The 18,705-nt window shown below is 49.0% G+C and carries 22 protein-coding genes; 14 read left to right on the forward strand and 8 right to left on the reverse strand.

Going from position 1 to position 18,705, the window contains the following annotated elements:
• Nucleotides 1–74: 74 nt before the first annotated feature.
• Nucleotides 75–1,508 carry a hypothetical protein gene (locus P404_RS0116120; protein ID WP_026831342.1) on the reverse strand — a complete coding sequence of 478 codons (1,434 nt, stop codon included), beginning with the start codon at nt 1,506–1,508 and terminating at the stop codon, nt 75–77.
• A gap of 119 nt (nt 1,509–1,627) precedes the next feature.
• Between P404_RS0116120 and P404_RS0116125 the strand changes: the two genes are divergently transcribed.
• A complete protein-coding gene (locus P404_RS0116125; protein ID WP_026831343.1) occupies nt 1,628–2,332 on the forward strand; it encodes an ABC transporter ATP-binding protein in 705 nt (234 codons plus the stop codon).
• Nucleotides 2,329–3,102 (forward strand): ABC transporter permease, encoded by a 774-nt coding sequence (locus tag P404_RS0116130; protein ID WP_026831344.1) that lies wholly within the window; start codon nt 2,329–2,331, stop codon nt 3,100–3,102. Before P404_RS0116125 ends, P404_RS0116130 begins: the two co-directional genes overlap by 4 nt.
• 67 nt (nt 3,103–3,169) lie before the next feature.
• Here P404_RS0116130 and P404_RS18325 read toward each other — a convergent pair whose 3' ends face one another.
• Both P404_RS18325 and P404_RS19155 read right to left on the reverse strand, forming a co-directional pair.
• Nucleotides 3,170–4,066, reverse strand: coding sequence for an IS3 family transposase (locus P404_RS18325; RefSeq protein WP_420864599.1), 897 nt, complete (start codon nt 4,064–4,066; stop codon nt 3,170–3,172).
• On the reverse strand, nt 4,009–4,518 hold the full coding sequence (locus tag P404_RS19155) for a helix-turn-helix domain-containing protein (RefSeq protein ID WP_051590468.1): 510 nt from the start codon (nt 4,516–4,518) through the stop codon (nt 4,009–4,011). Before P404_RS19155 ends, P404_RS18325 begins: the two co-directional genes overlap by 58 nt.
• Before the next feature lie 319 nt (nt 4,519–4,837).
• Between P404_RS19155 and P404_RS0116145 the strand changes: the two genes are divergently transcribed.
• Nucleotides 4,838–5,158 carry a hypothetical protein gene (locus P404_RS0116145; protein ID WP_026828365.1) on the forward strand — a complete coding sequence of 107 codons (321 nt, stop codon included), beginning with the start codon at nt 4,838–4,840 and terminating at the stop codon, nt 5,156–5,158.
• 10 nt (nt 5,159–5,168) lie between these two features.
• On the opposite strand, the gene P404_RS0116150 is transcribed toward P404_RS0116145, so the two are convergent.
• Nucleotides 5,169–5,516: a hypothetical protein gene (locus tag P404_RS0116150; RefSeq protein ID WP_026831345.1), complete on the reverse strand. Its 348-nt coding sequence runs from the start codon at nt 5,514–5,516 to the stop codon at nt 5,169–5,171.
• Nucleotides 5,517–5,635: 119 nt separating this feature from the next.
• Between P404_RS0116150 and P404_RS0116155 the strand changes: the two genes are divergently transcribed.
• From P404_RS0116155 to P404_RS0116175, 5 genes are all read left to right on the forward strand, one after another.
• Nucleotides 5,636–5,938, forward strand: coding sequence for a putative quinol monooxygenase (locus P404_RS0116155; protein ID WP_081809612.1), 303 nt, complete (start codon nt 5,636–5,638; stop codon nt 5,936–5,938).
• A 61-nt stretch (nt 5,939–5,999) separates the two neighbouring features.
• Entirely contained in the window at nt 6,000–6,449 is a 450-nt protein-coding gene (locus tag P404_RS0116160) for a hypothetical protein (protein ID WP_026831347.1), read from the forward strand.
• Between the two features lie 106 nt (nt 6,450–6,555).
• Nucleotides 6,556–7,518, forward strand: coding sequence for a DMT family transporter (locus P404_RS0116165; RefSeq protein ID WP_081809613.1), 963 nt, complete (start codon nt 6,556–6,558; stop codon nt 7,516–7,518).
• Nucleotides 7,519–7,649: 131 nt separating this feature from the next.
• Nucleotides 7,650–8,126, forward strand: coding sequence for a hypothetical protein (locus P404_RS0116170; protein WP_026831349.1), 477 nt, complete (start codon nt 7,650–7,652; stop codon nt 8,124–8,126).
• Between the two features lie 33 nt (nt 8,127–8,159).
• Nucleotides 8,160–8,714, forward strand: a complete 555-nt coding sequence (locus P404_RS0116175) for a nucleotidyltransferase family protein (protein WP_026831350.1) — start codon at nt 8,160–8,162, stop codon at nt 8,712–8,714.
• Nucleotides 8,715–8,907: 193 nt separating this feature from the next.
• On the opposite strand, the gene P404_RS0116180 is transcribed toward P404_RS0116175, so the two are convergent.
• Together P404_RS0116180 and P404_RS0116185 are read right to left on the reverse strand one after the other, a co-directional pair.
• Nucleotides 8,908–9,309 carry a VOC family protein gene (locus P404_RS0116180; RefSeq protein ID WP_026831351.1) on the reverse strand — a complete coding sequence of 134 codons (402 nt, stop codon included), beginning with the start codon at nt 9,307–9,309 and terminating at the stop codon, nt 8,908–8,910.
• 110 nt (nt 9,310–9,419) lie between these two features.
• Nucleotides 9,420–11,168 carry a methyl-accepting chemotaxis protein gene (locus P404_RS0116185; RefSeq protein ID WP_026831352.1) on the reverse strand — a complete coding sequence of 583 codons (1,749 nt, stop codon included), beginning with the start codon at nt 11,166–11,168 and terminating at the stop codon, nt 9,420–9,422.
• Between the two features lie 235 nt (nt 11,169–11,403).
• Here P404_RS0116185 and P404_RS0116190 point away from each other — a divergent pair, with 235 nt between their 5' ends.
• Genes P404_RS0116190 through P404_RS0116200 form a run of 3 tightly spaced genes read left to right on the forward strand, consistent with a single transcriptional unit; the run spans nt 11,404 to nt 13,410 of the window.
• Nucleotides 11,404–11,853, forward strand: a complete 450-nt coding sequence (locus P404_RS0116190; RefSeq protein WP_026831353.1) for a MarR family winged helix-turn-helix transcriptional regulator — start codon at nt 11,404–11,406, stop codon at nt 11,851–11,853.
• Nucleotides 11,850–12,644, forward strand: a complete 795-nt coding sequence (locus P404_RS0116195) for an SDR family NAD(P)-dependent oxidoreductase (RefSeq protein ID WP_026831354.1) — start codon at nt 11,850–11,852, stop codon at nt 12,642–12,644. Before P404_RS0116190 ends, P404_RS0116195 begins: the two co-directional genes overlap by 4 nt.
• A 22-nt stretch (nt 12,645–12,666) precedes the next feature.
• Nucleotides 12,667–13,410, forward strand: coding sequence for an SDR family NAD(P)-dependent oxidoreductase (locus P404_RS0116200; protein ID WP_026831355.1), 744 nt, complete (start codon nt 12,667–12,669; stop codon nt 13,408–13,410).
• A gap of 105 nt (nt 13,411–13,515) precedes the next feature.
• On the opposite strand, the gene P404_RS0116205 is transcribed toward P404_RS0116200, so the two are convergent.
• Nucleotides 13,516–14,670 (reverse strand): ISL3 family transposase, encoded by a 1,155-nt coding sequence (locus tag P404_RS0116205; protein ID WP_034774026.1) that lies wholly within the window; start codon nt 14,668–14,670, stop codon nt 13,516–13,518.
• Nucleotides 14,671–14,881: 211 nt separating this feature from the next.
• Between P404_RS0116205 and P404_RS0116210 the strand changes: the two genes are divergently transcribed.
• Both P404_RS0116210 and P404_RS0116215 read left to right on the forward strand, forming a co-directional pair.
• Entirely contained in the window at nt 14,882–16,060 is a 1,179-nt protein-coding gene (locus P404_RS0116210) for a hypothetical protein (protein ID WP_026831356.1), read from the forward strand.
• Between the two features lie 20 nt (nt 16,061–16,080).
• Nucleotides 16,081–16,584, forward strand: a complete 504-nt coding sequence (locus P404_RS0116215; RefSeq protein WP_026831357.1) for a DUF1572 family protein — start codon at nt 16,081–16,083, stop codon at nt 16,582–16,584.
• A gap of 44 nt (nt 16,585–16,628) precedes the next feature.
• Here the strand turns inward: P404_RS0116215 and P404_RS0116220 are convergent, their stop codons facing one another.
• Nucleotides 16,629–17,252, reverse strand: a complete 624-nt coding sequence (locus P404_RS0116220; RefSeq protein WP_236624442.1) for a hypothetical protein — start codon at nt 17,250–17,252, stop codon at nt 16,629–16,631.
• 84 nt (nt 17,253–17,336) lie between these two features.
• Between P404_RS0116220 and P404_RS0116225 the strand changes: the two genes are divergently transcribed.
• Nucleotides 17,337–18,647 carry a right-handed parallel beta-helix repeat-containing protein gene (locus P404_RS0116225; protein ID WP_026831359.1) on the forward strand — a complete coding sequence of 437 codons (1,311 nt, stop codon included), beginning with the start codon at nt 17,337–17,339 and terminating at the stop codon, nt 18,645–18,647.
• Nucleotides 18,648–18,705: the final 58 nt, after the last annotated feature.

Consider the following 18,705-nt stretch of genomic DNA (forward strand, 5'->3'; position numbering starts at 1 on the left):
ACTTTCACCATCAAACCCCTCAGTGGGGTTTAGCGATGGCATAGGACGCATGTCAACATCCTGTTTCGCTTCCACTATATCAAACGGAGTTTTTTGCAACGGTTGATTTCCATGTGGTGCTTTATTAGAAATGCGTCAAAACGGGTGGTACATTTTTCTTCATCGTAGGTCTCTAAATCATCGTTGATATTCATGATTAAGAAGGCAGAATATAAGTCCCGCTGGACTTTGATCCCGTTGAGATCATTCCAACGTTCCGATAGTTTCTTCTTTTTGAAGGTCTTGTCTAGATGGTTATACTGACTAGCTTTCGCCAAATGGGTCTTGATTTTGATCAAAGAGTTTCCGTTGTAGGCTAATTTTCGATTGATGATGTCCAGCAGCATGGCGGGGGCTCGGTTGGCAATCGATTTACCAAACCGCTTCTTCTTGTTGAACCTTCCAGTTCGCGCATTGACGGTTGTTTCTTTTGCCCGCCTTGCCAGACCGGAGAAACGCATCGACTCGACATAGATGTTGTCGCCTAATGCCATGATTTCGTTGGCCAGACATTCGTGTTGGTACTTTCGCACCGCAGCCTGTTTGCGGTGGAGTTCCCGAAGCTTTCCTCGGTAAGACGCGTAGTGGTTGGAGTGGATCCACTTTTTATGAGGAACAGCATTGGGAGTGCCGTTCGCATGGAAGTGGGTCGGGTTCATCGCCCGACGGGAACGGTCCATCTTTCTGAGTAATAGCCGTTTCTCTTCTTCCATACGCTGAACCTGATCGGCCAAGACTACCAGTTTTACGAGTTCAGCACTGACGATTGCAATCGTGCTGGGACCGATATCCAGACCCACATCACCGCAACCGGCGGTTCGTTTGAATTGACCTGTTTCCTTGTTCCGTTTTAAAGGCGGTGATCCTTTGAATACGATCTGGACATAAAATTTGTAGGTCCGACGCACCCACTTCCGGATGATCCGGCAATACGCGATATCGTTCGTGAAGGCTTCCACTTCATAAACATTGTTCGGGTCGATCAACACCTGAAGGGATAACCCATTCCACAGCAAACGACCGTCTTTGAAGCGGATTCCCGCCTGGTTCGTTTTGCCTTCAAATGAGTTGAACTCCCCGAACTTCTTGAAGTGGATTCGATTCCCGTTGCCGTAGAGCAACTTGTCGAATCCTTTCCACAGTTGGGTGGCGATTTTTTGAGAAGTGTTGGAATCGATATGTCGTTTGAAGTGGTGTTGCATCGGCTTCACATCTTTATGAAATTCGTACTCCGACAAACGGTATTCCTTGCATAATGCTTTGAGGATTTTGCCTGCTTCCTTTTTATTGGATCGGTACAGGACGATGGCCTGCCGATAACGTTTCGTCTTGATCATTTCCTTGTATCGCTTGAGGGTCACATTGGCAAGGCTATTGAAGACTCCTCGCCCGACTTCGAAACGCGTATGCAATACATCTTGTTCGAAGACTTCTGCCTTCAATGGGAATTGGACGATGAAATGCGCCAATGGACTTCCTCCTTTCGCTTGATCTAAGACCATTGAAACGCGTTTTACGAGAAAGAGCAAGCCATTCCTCCCACCCCTGAAGCAGTGGGCTTCCTGGCCTTAAATTCTGTGAAGCAGACGTGTCGATCATTACCTTTGAAGACGTACAGTACAAACACATACTCCGTGGCATCTCAGGTGCGTTTACGGAAGGAAAAATCACGACGCTCGTCGGACCAAGCGGTGCCGGCAAATCGACGTGCTCAAAACAAATCAACGGACTGATTTCCCCGGACAGCGGACGGATTCGGTACCGCGGTGAGGACTTGGAACAGATGAACCTCGTCGAACTGCGAAAACAGATCGGGATGGCGTTTCAAAGTGCGCCGATGCTGCCGGGGACCGTCCTGGATAATCTCAGTTTGCCGAAAACGATTTTCCACGAGACCTTGGCACCGGAAGAAGCGAAACGACTGCTGGAACAAGTTGATCTTCATGTCGATTTGAATCAGCCGGTCAAAGAACTGTCAGGCGGTGAACGGAGCCGTCTCGCGATTGCCCGGACGCTCGTTAATCGACCGGATGTTTTGTTGCTCGACGAAATCACGGCCAGTCTTGATTTTCGGATGGTCAAGGAAATCGAACAGTTGATTCAGCGCCTGCAACGCGAACTCCGGGTGACCGTCATCTGGATCACGCATGATCTCGATCAGGCACGTCGCGTCAGCGAAGAAGTCTGGTTCTTAAAAGACGGACAATTGCTCGAACACGGGGACGTCTCGTTGCTTGAGCCGGACGGAACACGCCCGGACATCGAAGCGTTCTTGAAGGGGGAATCGTTATGAGTTACGTACAACTGGCGACGTCGCTGATTTTCATCGCGATTCCGCTGATTCTTACCTTTACGCTGAAACTTGGTCTTGAAAAAGATATCTTGATCGCGACTGTTCGTTCGATCATTCAGTTGCTGATCATCGGGTATATCCTGACATTCGTTTTTGAGAGCGACAGTCCGATTTATATCCTGCTGATGATTCTGTTGATGATCGGCGCGGCGACGCTCAACGTCATCCGCAAGGGCGACGGGATTCCCGGGATCCAGTGGATTGTCCTTGCGACGTTGGTCTCGGTCGAAGTCCTGACGATGGGGCTGATGCTCGGTCTGAACATCATTCCGTTTGAAGCCCAGCAAGTCATTCCGATCAGCGGGATGGTCATCGGAAACTGTATGATTCTGTCGCTGTTGTTCTTGAACAAGTTTAAAGACGAGGTCGAACGAAGTGACGAAGTGATCGAATTGATTTTGTCACTCGGCGGGGATACGAAAACGGCGATTGACACCAGTCTCAAAAGTGCGATCCGGACGAGTATGATTCCGACGATTGAAGCGCAGAAGACAATGGGCTTGGTTCAACTGCCCGGCATGATGAGCGGGCTGATCATCGGCGGAGCCAATCCGATGGAAGCGGTCCTCTATCAATTGTTGATTCTGTTCCTGTTGCTGACGACGGCAGCGACGTCGGCTGTCCTTGTTGGTTACCTATCGTACCGGAAATTATTTAATCAAAAGTCACAGTTCATCGGTTTGACGTATCGGAAAGACAAACGGAACTAATCTGAATCCTGAAACAGCCCCTGAGACGTTTGAACTGAACCAAAAAAGTTAGACAATAAATAATTTGTCAGGCGACCTTGAGGACCTGAGTCCGGTATTCGACCGGGCTCAGGTTTTTTAGGCGTCTCTTGATACGACGATGGTTATAGTACTCGATATAACGCTTGAGCTCACATTTGAAGTGGTCCATGTCATCGAACTCCTTGAGATACAGGAGCTCTGACTTGAGCACGGCGAAGAAGCTTTCGATGGCTGCGTTGTCGAGACAGTTGCCCTTACGGGACATACTTTGCGTGATGCCGTGCTCGTGGAGTTTACCGATGAACGCTCGGTACTGATAATGCCAACCTTGATCGGAATGGAGGATTGGCCGTTCCTTCCCGTCGAGCTTCCCGATTGCCTGGTCCAACATTTCGCCGACGAATCGGTATGTAGGGCGGTCCGACATCGTATAGGCAATGATCTCACGGTTTCCCAAGTCCATCATCGGCGAGAGGTAGAGCTTCTCCCCGAAGAGGTGAAACTCAGTGACGTCAGTCACCCATTTCTGGTTCAGGCCGGAGGCCTTGAAGTCACGTTGGAGAAGATTCGGTGCGATTTCTCCGATCCGTCCCTTGTAAGAGCGATATCGCTTCATGCGAACGAGACACTTGAGCCCGAGCTCGTCCATGAGACGGCGCACGGTCTTCGGATCGTGCCGGAAGCCTTGGCGTTCGAGAAGTGCGTGGATGCGACGATAGCCACATCGACCCTCGTGTTCGTGGAAGAGGGTATGGATGGCAGCCTTCACCTCCGCATACTTGTCTTCGCCCGTCAGGCGCGTCCGCCAATAGTAGTAGACGCTCCGGGCCATACCGAGCACGCGGAGGAGTCCTAGGACGGGATAGACCGCCCGCAACTCGTCGATTACTTGCGCCTTGATCCGGTTCGTCGCGCATTCTCTTCTTGAACCAAGGCTCTCAATTTTTTTAACGCAGCGTTCTCCATCTCGAGATACTCGACCCGCTCCTTGAGCTTCTCGACTTCTGTCATTTCTTCAAAATCCTTCTTCTTGCGTCTCGCCATCGGGGCACGTCCTTTCGGTCTGGCGACCAGACCTGCGGTCCCTTTCCGTTCATACGTCGCTCGCCAGTTCGAGATCATCCCTGGGGAGGAGATTCTGTATTTTATGGCCGCCTCTATGTAGGACAGCTCATTGGTCGCCATGTCGTTTAATACCTCCAGTTTAAATGCCGGCGAGTGTGTTGTATAGGAAGGATCGAAGATCGTCTCTCCCCATCGCTCATAGAGACGCGACCACTCACGGATTCGTTCACGTGCTATCCCGAATTCCTCCGCCATAATCTGGTATCCGTCTCGTCCCGTCAGGTAATGTTCAGCAACCTTGATCTTAAACGCCTTCGTATATTTGACCATAAAAAACACCCCATAAAAGTTGGATTTTTATGTCCAACTTTTATGGGGCAGTTCACGTTCAGCGGGCTGTTTTGTTGGATTTGTATATACCGGATTACCGGATTTTTCTGATTGGCGATAAGACGCCAACAGGAGAATTTAGCCGAAGAATTAAAGCAGTAACGAACAAGCCTTGCATCCGATTTCCGAAAAGGGAATGGATGCAAGGCTTGTTTAAAAGGATTCCTGTCCATCTCGGTCTTTATGCAAAAAAGCAGGAAATCTTTAATGAACGGCGAATTCTGTCTACAGAGAACAAAACGGAAACGGGGCGTTCGAAATGCGAAAGACGGTACTGGCACTACTCTTATTAGGAATGATCGGCGGCATCGGTTGGTTTTTTCTTGAGCAGGAACAGGATGAAACGTTTGAACAAATCGTACGGGCCCGGGTGACGAAACACGTCGCCGAGCAATATGGCAAAGAGACAATCATTGCGGTCCGGTCCGCTTATGACAAGACGGCTTCTTCGAAAGAGGCAAGGCATCAGGTCGCCGTTCAATTAAAAACCGATCCGCGCGGCGAGTATCAGGTCTTTCGACTGGCAAAACAACAGGTCGTCTTCATCGGGCGGACCCGCTCGTTGCCGGAACGTGAATAAGTCGTGCGTGTCAGTTTTCCTGCGTCCGTAGACGGAAGTAGGAGACAAGCGTCGGGACAGCGAGTACCAATGCGACAGCCGTTGCGAGCGGGATCGGGACCGTATTCCATGCGAAGAACGTCACGAGAGCCGCCAAAATGAACATAGTCCGAAGCAGATTTGAGCCGAGTCGTGCAGCAGGTACATCCTGATCCGGTACCATGTATGCCATCCGGTACTGGAAGTAGAAGTGGATCAACAGTCCAAGTTGGATGATCAGCAGGAAAGTCGAATCGGATTGTTCGAAAAAGATGGCATAAATCGTCATCACCATGACGAGGAGATACAAACCGGTCGTTAAAATCAGACGTTTTTTCAAGAGAGGATCCTCCTTATTCTTATGTAAGTTATTACTTCATATACGTCCGTTTTACCCAAGTGTTCCCAGAATTCTTTACTTAAACAAGCAAGCATCCTGTCATGAAAGGGGAAATGAAGATGCATTACGGATTATGGACAAAGTTTACAACACAAGCAGGTGAGGGACAACGATTGGTGCAGGTACTGTTAGAAGCAGCAACGTCCTTACAGGATGTCTCGGATTGTAAGCAGTATATCGTCAGCACGACCGAAGAAGCTGATACCGTAATGGTCCGGGAGATTTGGACAGATCAAGCGGCTCATCTAGCATCCTTACAACTGCCGGCGACACGGCAATTGATTGAACAGGCACGACCGATTCTGTTGCATGTCGAACGAGTGCTTGAAGATCAGCCGTGCGGTGGTAAAGGGTTAACATGATTTTTCCAAAAAGAGGGAACCTCTCTAGTCAGAGCACGTATTAACGTCAAGAGGTGAGAAAATGAACAAACAAGAACGGATCCAAATCATTCAGACCATTCGCAAGCGGATAAAACCAGTACGAATGGTATCTGCCTGTTTTGCGGCGATTGGATTCCTAATCCTATTTTTAACCGATCAGCCTATATGGTCGATTTTTCTGATCGTTTTCGCTTTGATTCTTTTCGGTATATCTTCAGGAAAAGAGTGTCTCGAAATCTGTCGGATAACAAACATGAAACAAGCCAAACGGTGGATTCAACTGCGTTACGTTGCTAGTCTTGTCCTTATAAGTATAGCGATGACTCTTTTCGTGATCCCTCATGTGGCTGATGTTTCTGATTCGCACATGTTCTATTGGTATTTGGCTAGTTCGGTAATAATCATAATGACAGTCGTCGTCGAAACTAACTTCGATCACCGCGTTAGACAAGCCGACCCGGAACAGCCGATGAGCAATGAATACCGGTAATGAAATTCATCTGTTGCAAAAAAGCATCCGCGAAATCCGGATGCTTTTTCTTGTGTTCAACTGACGGTATAAGCAGGCAAATCGCTTTCCTGTCCGCCTCTGGCATATGATAGGAACGACTCGTATAAAAGGAGGGCTTCTTATTCTTGCCATTATCATCGGATTAATCATCGGGATCCTCGTTCCCGTTCAAACGAGTGTCAACACACGCTTACGCGGCATTGTCGGCTCGCCGTTCCTTGCCTCTCTGCTGTCGTTCAGCATCGGGACGGTTTTTTTGATCTTGCTGACACTTTTCGTCGAACGCAATTTCAGTCTGAATCCGGGCGTCTGGTCGGAACCGGGCTGGATTTGGATCGGCGGCGTGCTCGGTGTCATCTTTTTAACTGGAAACATTCTGCTCTTCCCGCGAATCGGCGGTGTCCAGACGGTTATTATGCCGATTTTCGGGCAGGTGCTGATGGGGTTGCTGATTGACAACTTCGGTTGGTTTTCAAACGCTGTCACACCGCTGTCGTCGACGCGTCTACTCGGCGCGGGATTTGTTCTGCTCGGTGTCATCGGAACGGTCGCCCTGGGCGATTGGTTAGCAAAACGTCGCCATCCGGAACAGGCCAAGCCGGTCGACACAACGATTTATGGCTGGCGGGTTCTCGGTGTCGTCATGGGGATGATGAGTGCTGCCCAAGCCGCGATCAACGGACATCTTGGTGTGGTGCTCGATTCCGCCATTAAAGCAGCATTGATTTCCTTTATCGTCGGCACGGTGACCTTGTTGCTTGTAAACGTGATCGTCCGGACGAAGTGGCAGTTCGACCGGTCGCTTCCAACACCATGGTGGATCTGGATCGGCGGTTTGATCGGGGCGTTGTTCATTGCTGGTAACGCCGTCATCGTGCCGCTTGTTGGAACAGGCGTTGCTGTCGTCATCGTGACAATCGGTCTTTTGACCGGCAGTCTGTTGATTGACCGCTTCGGATTGTTTGGGGCGGCGAAGACACCGGTCACGGGTGTTCAACTGGTCAGTCTTGCTCTGATGATTGTTGGAATCGTATTGATTCGCTTGTAATGAAACGTCTTCTTTTTGGATTTAATCAATCCTAAAAGGAGACGTTTTCAGTTTGAAGCACCCCATTTTTTTCATACAACGATTCATTATCTCCTATAAATTGTATAATGGAAGAGGGAAGAGCGGAGAACGTGAAAAATAAACAAGAACGCACCCAGTTCATCCAAGAAGCAAAACGGCAATTGATGAAGCAACGGATGGTGAGCACGTTATTATACGGGACAAGCATTATCTTGATTGTTGCCAACCGAGGCGCCTATTGGCCATTTGCTGTCTTAGTCGTTGCCCGGGTGCTGATCGCCCGGGTGCACTCACAAGAAGTCAACCGGGATATGGCACTGACGCCGAACCCGACAATGAAGCGGATCATTCAAGTCCAGTACGTGATTGATTATTGTTTCATCGTCTTGGTCAGTCTGTTCCTGCCGGTCGTATTGAATCTGAGTCTGCCATTTTTCACGAGCATCAGCATTTATCTTGTGCTCGCCGTCGGATTATTGATGACGGATTCAGTCCTCGAACGGCGGGGGAAGAAACTCGACCCCGAGTATCCGACGAAAAAAGAGTTACGGACGTATCCGAAGACGTGGAAAAAGTTGAAAGCATAAAAAAACCATCATGTTGAACAAGGGGGAGCAGGAATGCATAGAACCATCGAAATCGAACAGCTGTTACAAGAAAACGAAACGTTGATGGAACATCTCGCACTCCTTGATCGGCTTGGATTACCCGACGCCTGGATTTGCGCCGGCTATATCCGGTCGTTGATTTGGGGACTGGCATTGACAGATAAACAGGACATTGATGTCGTGTATTACGATGCAACGGACACATCCGAAGCAACCGAAAAACAGTATGAGGAGAAGTTGAAATCGTGGCAACCGTTGCCATGGTCGGTCAAAAATCAGGCCCGGATGCATCATAAAAATAACTTGCCGCCGTACCGGTCGACGTGTGACGCCATCGCCCATTTCCCGGAAACGGTGACGGCGATTGCGGCGAAGTTAACGGACGGACAGTTTCAGTTGTATTTGGCATACGGCGCAGAAGATTTACATACCCGGACGATCCGCCCGACACCGCTGTTTTCAAAAGGAAAACCGAAACATGCCATCTTTCAAAAACGGGTGATTGATAAAGATTGGGATAAGCGGCGTGATTTACGGATTGCCTACCAGTTCGAAACGAACAGCTGAGCACTGCAAGAAAGTGTCTATCAGAAGCAGGATGGCCGGTATGTCCGGGTAAAGGATAGTAAGACGGTGTCGGATGAACTGGATAAAACGAAAACGACGTACCTCGAAAACTCGGGAATCAAATGATAGGATATTCTATTGTAACGGAAAAACGCTTATGCCCTAAACATACCAGGCATAAGCGTTTGTTCATTCATCCGTGAATTGTAAAAGTATCCCGCAGTTCGATGATCGTTCCTTCCGGTGCCTTCAGTTTACTGAGATGGCCATCGACGACGAAGTAAATGTTTCCGCCGTGTTTCGGCAAAAACGGCATCCCGAGTTGTTCGAGCCGTGCGACTTCCGCCTGTAAATCATCGACATACAATGCGAAATGGACGGGACCGGCTGCGTGTTTCGTATAGTCTGACAGCGTCTCTTCGGCTTTGTTCGTCTGGAGTTCGATGTAGAAGTCACCAAGTTTCAGCCAACTGTTGAAGGCGCGCGTATGGAAATCGGGTGACTCCTGGACCAGTTCGAATCCGAGTTGTTCGTAAAAGGTTTTTGACGCGATGTAATCAGTCGTCTGGATACAGAGATGATGGATTTGTTTCAATGAAATAACGTCCTTTCCAGTCAATCGCGAAATGGATCATGTTCAACGATTCTGGTTTAAATTTTAGCACAAACAAACGTCCGCTTCCTATCTTAGGAAACGGACGTTTTTCATGATTCCAGTTCAAACTTCTCTGTCTGATCAGTCAAGTAAGCCGATGTTTCATTCAACGTCTCGACGAGGACATGCAGTCCGGTAATCGTCGCAATCATCTGTTCGGACGCCGCAGCAACTTCTTCGTTGCCGGCCGTATGTTCTTCGGCGACAGCAGCAATTTCCGTCAGGGCATTGCGAATCCGGGCTTCGGTTCTGGCGACGTCAAGCATTTGTTGACGCATTCCGGCAGCGGACGCAGCGACTGTTCCGACTTGTTCCGCGATTTGGGTGAACGAACCATCCGTCGCTTGAATCTCCTGTTGACCGGAGACCGTCTCCTGTAAGGTCTCAGCGAATCGGACTTCCATTTGCGTCGAATTCCCGGTGATATTCTGGACGATTGCAGCAATCTGATTGACACTGCTTGCGACATGCGTCGATAACTGTTTGACCTCGGTTGCGACGACCGCAAATCCTTTGCCTTGTTCACCGGCGCGCGCCGCTTCGATGGCCGCATTGAGTGCGAGTAAGTTCGTTTGTGCCGCGATATCACGGATGATCGTGACCAGTCCTTGGATGTCGGTGGACTGTTGTTTCAGTTGGCGGACCTGTTCCGTCGCTTCGACGACGTGCGTATGAATCGTGTTCATCCGGATGACGGATTGTTTCATCTGCGTTTGTCCGTCGCGCGTCGCAACACGCATCGTCTCAACCGTCTGTTCGATTTGCTGACTGTCGTCGGTCGTCTTTTGCACGAGCGAAGAGAAGCCGGTCATCTCATCGGTCAAGGCGAGTGTCGTGTGCGTCTGACTTTCCGTACCGGTCGCAATTTCCGACATCGTCTCGGCAATTTGCGTTGAACCGTCGAGGACTTCCGTCGTCCCGGCATCAATCGCCTGACTCGTGTCCGTGACGAGAGCCGTCGTCCGTTTGATGTCGACGATCATCAGGCGAAGTGTTTCGTTCATCTGCTGAATCGAGCGGGCGAGCGTATAGATTTCATCTTTTGCCGGAATCTTCATGTGTTGCATCGTCTGATCGGCTTGCGAAAGTTTTCCGTCAGCAATCATCCGGGCGACGGATTGAAGCGTTTCGAGTGGCTTCAACTTCCGGCCAAGTAAGTAGTAGAGGGAGACAAGCGTCCCGGCAAGTAAGACAAGTAACAGTCCGATGAACAGCGGCAGACTTTGTTTCAGAAGGGTCGTCGTCAATGCATCGACGTCTTTTGCCGCAATGTCGACACCTAAAATCCCGATGATGTCGTCCGTTGAACTTTTTATCGGGACATAAACGCTGATGTATTGTCCATACTTCGGATCATCGATGACATCGGTCGAATGCGTATTGCCTTGTAAGACCTCTTTCATGTCGGATGCGACAGCACCGGTCGCCGGATCATTGATTTTCGCAGCGTCAGCGACCGGTAGACCATCGATCAACAGCTTGACTTGATTCTGTTCAACCTTCGCCGTATAGGCATACAGCAACCCATTTTGCTGTCGCAGCTGATCAAGCGATTCGCGTAATTGGTCGTAGTTCGTATCGTTCGTCGGATTCGTCAAGAATGTTTGATAGGCGTTGGTGTCAATGGTTTTCGCAATCCGTAACGCGTCCTGCTCAGCCGTTTTCTTGAGCGTCGACAAGGCCGTTTGTTTCGTATTGAGATAAAGTGACACACTGCTAAATACAAAGAAAAGGATGAGAATCAAGCTGATGATAAGTAATAACCGTGTTCTGATGGAATGCGTCCGTGTTGTGTCCATACAAACCTCCTGATGATATGGTGCGTGTTGCCTATCTACGTTATCGGTTAGATTTTCAAGAAATTATAGACAATATAGCAAAATAAAGTTAAGGGGTTGAACAAATACCGTCTTTTAAAATAAAGGGACTTAAAAATGTTTACAGTTAAATAGTTTAGTGTTAAATTATTCAATGCGATAAGGAATCAGACGGAAATTTGATTACATCAAGCTAGCAGGAAAGGATGTTGAACGAATGGAACAAGATCAACTCTTTAAAATGATCCACACGGTCGAAGCGGTGACGAATGAAGCGATCATCGATTGGAATACCCGTTTTCCACACAAAATCGGCATCTCGCCGATTCTGACGTTAGGTGAGCTGAAACGAAAAGGTCCTCAAAATCAGATGAAGTTAGCAGAAACACTTGGTTTTACAGGAGGGGCGATGACGAACATCGCTAAAAAACTGATTCAACTTGAACTGGTCGAACGGGTTTATAACGAACAGGACCGCCGTCAAGTCTTGCTGCAGATTACGCAGCAGGGCGAACAAATCTTGAGTGAGGCTCAGGCCATCGGAACACAACAGTATCTTGAACTGTATGACGTGTTAGATGAGGAAGAGATTCGGCTTTATTTAGCGATCAATGAAAAACTGTTGACCCATATCCGGGCAAAACGGGAGAACGGAGTGAAACGATGACTCGAGTAGCGGGAAAAGTAGCGTTGGTGACGGGTGGTGCGTCAGGCATCGGCTTATCAGCGGCAACATTGTTGGCAGAAGAGGGAGCGGCTGTCGTCGTCGCCGATTATAACCTCCAAGGTGCGGAAGAAGTGGCGGCCGATTTACGGAAGCAAGGAAAACAAGCAAAGGCGATTTTTCTGGATGCATCGGAAAGCGAATCGATTCAGCAGGCTGTCGCGTTCACCGTCGCGACATATGGCAAACTTAACGTGTTGTTTAATAATGTCGGTCTGACAAACCTGCAGAAAGATTTGGATGTCGTCGCGATGGACTTGGCGGAATGGGACCGTTTGATGAACGTCAATGTCAAAAGTGTCCTGCTTGGTGCCCGTTATGCGATTCCATATATGAAACAGGCTGGCGGCGGATCGATCATCAATACAGCTTCGATGTCGGCTTTTGCAGGCGACAGCATCCGCTCTGCTTATGGGACGTCAAAAGCTGCCGTCGTCCAGCTGACGAAGTATATCGCGACGCAGTACGGAAAGGATTTGATCCGCTGTAACGCAATTGCTCCCGGTTTGATTTTGACACCGGCGGCAAAAGCCAACATGAGTCCCAGTCTTCTCGCGACCTTCGAAAAATACAATGCCCTTCCGTATCACGGTGAGGCCGATGACATCGGACATGCCGTCGTTTATCTCGCGTCGGACGAATCAAAATTCATGACCGGACAAACCCTGCAGATTGAAGGCGGTCATTACATCGGCAATCCGACCAGCCCGGACTTTTTAGCGATGCAACAATAAACTAGAAACGGAGTGGATGAATATGAATCGATTAGCAGAAAAAATCATATTAGTGACCGGTGCCGGGAGTGGCATGGGAGAAGCAACGGCATTGATGGCGGCGCGTGAAGGCGCCATCGTCGTCGCGACCGACATCAATGAAGAGGCCGTCCGTGCTGTCGTCAAACAGATCCTGCTTGAAGGCGGTCAAGCGTATGCCTTACACCACGACGTTTCTTCCCGCGAAAGTTGGCAAGACGTCACGGACATGATCAAGCGGGAGTTTAATCGACTGGATGTTCTGGTCAACAATGCCGGCATTGCGTTGAGTACCCCATTTTTAGAGCAGAATGAAACCGATTGGTCCCGGATTTTTAACATCAACGTCAACAGTGTCCTGCTCGGGATGCAACAGGCGATTCAGTTGATGCAGGAAACGGGTGGTTCGATCGTCAACATCGCTTCGATTTCTGCCATCAGCGGAATGGCGGGAGCCGGCGGATATACGGCATCAAAAGGCGCGATTGATGCGGTAACGCGGGCGGCGGCTGTCGATTACGGCAAGTACAACATCCGGGTCAATGCCGTTTATCCAGGTTATATCGAGACGAAGATGAGTGCCCCGTCGATGGCCGCCTATAAAGATTATTTTGAACAGGTGATTCCGCTTGGTCATGTCGGTCAGGCCGAAGAAGTCGCGCACGCTGTTCTTTTCCTCGCAACAGATGAAGCGAGCCATATCTCGGGAATCGGTCTTCCGGTAGACGGTGGCGTCACAGCCAGATAACTGAAATGAAACGAAGGCACTGTCCATCTGACAGTGTCTTTTTTTATGGAACAACAGGTCAATTGGTAATAAAAAGGCTCATCACCATAACACGTGGTTGCTATTTTAACGACCAAGCTCAAGGCGCAATCTCAAAAAGAATCGTTCGAGGTTTCGGTAGCCATAACCACGACGTTTAATGAGCTTAATCTTATTGTTCGTCCCTTCCATTTTCCCATTCGATAGTGTCGATACAATGGTTTGACGCATCGCTTCTTCACGGCCACGAATCGCTTTCGCGATTTTCGCAAGAGGTCCGCATGGATGAAATTGATAACGTTCCAGCCAGTCTTTCAGTCTTCGGCATGCCTGCCCGTCGCACGTTGCTTTCAACACATATCGAATATGTTGGAGTCCTTGATAAAGATCCCGGGTAAACGAGTCTTCTAGAATACAAGAATGGGCGACCTCTCGATCTTCAAGAGCCAATGCTTCCGGACGACAAGCGAGAGCACGATCAATCACACGAACATGATGATGGCGTCTTGCCTCGTTCAAAAAACGACGCCGGCGGCGAAGAGCATCCGTAAAGAACTGGATGAGATGAAAACGATCCAGCACATGCGCTGCATTCGGGAAGACACGAGTAGTTGCCTTCGCCATCGCAGGTGCAAAATCACTGACGACAGAACGAACATCTCCCAGTACACCTTGAAGCGCAGCCGTAATCGCCGATACGTCCCGGCCCGGGACGATAGACAGAAGACGTCCAGTCTTGGCATCAAGAACGATCGTCGCATAGTGGTGTCCTTTTCTCGTGGCGAACTCATCGACGAGGATGTGTGTCGCCTGTCCCACTGTATCCACTGAAGCGTACTGATAAAACCACCGTTCCACAGTCGTATAAGGAAGTTCATATTCATGCGCAACATCTGAAATTGTCCGGCCATGGCACCGTTCTGTGATGCCTTTTCGGAACACTTCGGTAGAAGTACGGACGAGTCCGAGACCGTAGTCATATACGAACGTCAAATCACAAGAGAGGCATCTTTGACGTGGGACATCCAGTTCGATCCACAAGGCACCGACTCCCCACGCATGACCGTGTCGAAAACGACGACGCTTTTTCGAATGCAGGATGGTCTTTTTTTCGCATAGCGGACAAGGGATTTCATGTGTATCAGGAATGACAGGAAATACGTGCGGTTCTTCATCGGACGACATCTGGATTTGAAAAAGGGCTGGAAGCGGAAGAATTAATTTGATAAACTGTTGGGACAAGGCGAAAACTCCAATCGTGGTTTGTCTAGACAACAATTACGATACCGGGGTTTTCGCTTTTTTTCTATGTTCGATTTAAAATCCGATGGATTTTATGTGTCAACCACACCTTATGGTGATGAGCCAATAAAAATCCGTTTTTAAAGAATTTTTTTACAAAAAAAGCGGTACAATGGAAAGTGAAAATGACAAACGAAATGAGTGGATATTCATGCTTCAATCATGGAAAAAACGAATGCTGTACGGAACGGCGAGCCTGACCGTTTTGGTCAGTGCAGGTGCTGTATATCTCGGATTGCGTCCGGAGGAACCAAAAGCCGTTTCCTATCCGGTCATTTCGAAGGATCTCACGACGATGACGTTTACACCGAAAGACGGTCAGGTCATCCTGCTGTATGGAAGCGATATTAACCGTTATAAAGAAACACAGGATGATCCGCAAGAACCGGGATTGATGAAGACACTATCGAAAACGGGGAAAGAGCTAAAGACAGAAGCAATTGCTGACCCGGATTTCTATTTGATGATGCTGTCACAAAAAGGAACCGATCCGCGGCACATCTATGCGTATCATCCGGACGGCATCGAAGCAGATCACTTTTTTACGTACGATTTAAAACGGGGGACGTTTACAAAACATCAGGTGCCGAATACAGCGATAACATCCGTTGCCCATTACGGGAAAGATGTCTGGCTGGAATCGAATGCCTCGAAGCCGAAGGGGAAAATTCAGTTAATCAACGTCCGGACAGACAAACGGTATCCGATTGAAGACCGGCTGATGCCGGTCTTTGATTCACCGATTCTTGAACTGAATCAGACGATTGCTTATGCCAACAACGGTACCGAGGATGATAAAGAAGGGGCGGCCGGTATGGTTCTGCTCGACCAGAAGACCGGAAAATCACGCGTCATTCGAAAAGCGGACGAACCGTATGCCTATACGGCGTTATACGGCGCGAAAGACACCGCGTATTTTGCAACGACCGACGGCGTGATGATCCAGCTGAAGACGGACGGAACGATGCAGCAAAAGTCATTTTCAGTATTGGATGACGTCAACTACTGGGCGACGGAACCGATGCGGATGATTAACAAACAGACCGGTTATCAAATCATCGGCACCGGTGAAAACGATACGGATCAACGGCTCGTTAAGTGGACGTTCGGACAAGCGTTCCGGGTTGAATCGGTCCGACCTGGTTTTTGGCAGCAGGGTAACTATTACCGTTACCTGTACCGGAATCCGTATAAGAAGACGTCATATTTTACGGAAAGTAAAACGTCATTTTCCGGAAAAGGCCGATTGATCGTCACGGATGACAACTTAAAAACGTTACGGACGATACCGGTCGAAGGAGCAAATGGCGTGGACTTTGTGGTGGATTAATAGCAAAGGGAGGGAATGAAATGGCTTTTGAAGAGGTATATTTGACGGCAATTCAAGCGAGGTTCCGGGCCGTCCGCGAACCGGCGGAGCAGGCACTCGGTTGGCTGAACGAGGAGCAGTTCCATCAGATACTGGCACCGGATACGAACAGCGTCGCGTTGTTGATCCAGCATATGACAAACAATATGACGTCACGCTGGACCGACTTTTTGACGACGGACGGAGAAAAGCCGGACCGCAACCGGGACGCCGAGTTTGTCGACCAGGGTCATGACAAAGAGACCTTGCTAAAACTGTGGAACGACGGCTGGCAACTCGTCGAATCAACGATTGCTTCCTTGACACCGGACGATTTGGAGAGAACCGTTTTAATCCGCGGGGAACCACATCTCGTCGTCGACGCGATTGAACGGCAACTTGCACATTACGCCTATCACACCGGACAGCTGATTTTTTTGATGAAGATCCTGCTCGGACCGGACTTTAAACCATTGACGATTCCCTTGCCGCATCAGCGGCACTGAACGAAACAGACCTGCCTCTTTCACGTAAAGAGACAGGTCTGTTTTTATAATGTATCGTCACTCGATCCGCCGACCGGAGTTGTCGATAACGAAATCGTAAAAGCGCGCTCGCCTTTTTTGAGTTTGATGTCTTCAGGAGAATCGATGCTATCCATTGATTTTCCTCCCATTGTCTCTTGCATCGTCGATTTTTCGAACATCAACAGTTCATATTCAGATGGACGAAACGACTTGCTCCGAAACTCGACGCCACTCATCATGATTTTCTTTAAATCATCTGACTCCTCGGATTTTTCTTGCATGAGACCATCTAAATCATACATGTAGGAACGGTAACCTTTTATCGTATCGAACTCTTCTCCGAGTTTCAGTTTTTCCCCGTCATATTGACCGGGTTTGATGGTTTCGCTAAACCAGATTTTTTGTTCGCCGGACGCAAAATACTCGATCCCGGTCAGGTATAGGGGTTTGTCGGTTTGACCGGTCATGGTATAAACAGCTTCAATTTTATCCGGATCTGATGGGTTTTTAGACGTATCGCGTTTGAGTGTTAACGGCAGTTCAGTCGGTTGAATGACTTTTTTTGGTACGGCTTCTTCCGAGCTGCAACCGGCGAGTAAAAGTGCCGATAGTGAACAGACAAGCAGTTGTTTCAATATCCACGTCACGTCCTTTGTATGTAAGTACATTTAGTGTAAGGGGAATGGATGATATTTACAATCAGATTAGGCATCGCAGAAAGGATGGATTATATGAAAAAACGTTTTATTCTTTTACTGTCGCTCGGATTGTTTGGCTGTTCGGCGACTTGGAATCAAGAACCGGCGGAATCGACAGCTGTCAAAAAAGTTCTGTATGTCGCCCCGACCGGCAAGGATACGAATTCCGGTTCAATCAAGCAACCACTGAAAACGCTGAAACGGGCCAGTCAGCTCGCAAAAGCCGGGACAACGGTCTATCTGCGTCAAGGAACATATCAGGAAGCGTTAACGGTCAAGTACAGCGGGACGAAACAGGCACCGGTCGTGTTTCGGAATTACCAACAGGAGAAAGTCGTGTTAAGTGGTAAGACGCTGAAGCAGAAAGATGGGGACACGACACTTGTCCGGATCGAAAATCGACAGTACGTGACGATTCAAGGACTGGTGGTCGCAGACATCAAAACAACACGAACTAATGAGACACCGATCGGGATGTTCGTCACCGGCACAGGGCGAAACATTCAATTGATCGACAACCAGGTCCGTCGGATCAAGACGAACGCCAAAGACGGCAACGCCCACGGGATTGCGATCTATGGAACCGGTCGGTTGAAGCAGATCACTGTCCGGGGCAACCGGGTCGAAGATAATCGGCTTGGGGCAAGTGAAGCACTTGTACTTAACGGTAACATCGACGGATTTTTCGTCACGAACAATATCGTTCAGCGCAATGATAACATCGGTATCGACTTGATCGGATACGAAGGAGTCGCAACGAATCCGGTAGAAGATTATGCACGGAACGGGACGATTTCCGGGAATCACGTCTCCGACAGTTCAAGTTACGGCAATCCTTTCTATGGCAAGGAGTACAATGCGGCCGGCATTTACGTCGACGGCGGGAAACGGCTGACGATTGCAGATAATACCGTCGAGCGGAATGATATCGGCATCGAAGTGACGAGTGAACATGCGAAGAAGTATGCAGAAGACATCACGGTCCGCGACAATCTGGTTAAAAACAACCGGTTTACCGGCATTTCGATTGGCGGATACGACAAGAAGCGGGGTGGAACGAAGCAGGTCCGGATTACACGGAATCAGGTCATCGGCAATGATACGAAAGGGCTGGAAGGGGGACAACTGCTGGTCCAGCATGATGTCCGCGATAACCGGATTGACCATAATACGTTTACGACGGGGCAAGATAATCTGTTTGTTGCCCACTTTTTTAAGACAAGCTCCGGTAATCGCTTCGAACAGAACACTTATCGCTTGGGCAAAGGAACAGCGAAGCGCTGGATTTGGCAGGATCAAGAATACCGCACTCCGTCCGCTTTTGAGCGGGCAGTCACTCGATGAATAAAACAGACGTCATTCTCCTCACGAGGGAAAGTGACGTCTGTTTGTTTAACGTACT

Source organism: Exiguobacterium antarcticum DSM 14480 (assembly GCF_000685865.1).
Taxonomy (GTDB): domain Bacteria; phylum Bacillota; class Bacilli; order Exiguobacteriales; family Exiguobacteriaceae; genus Exiguobacterium_A; species Exiguobacterium_A antarcticum.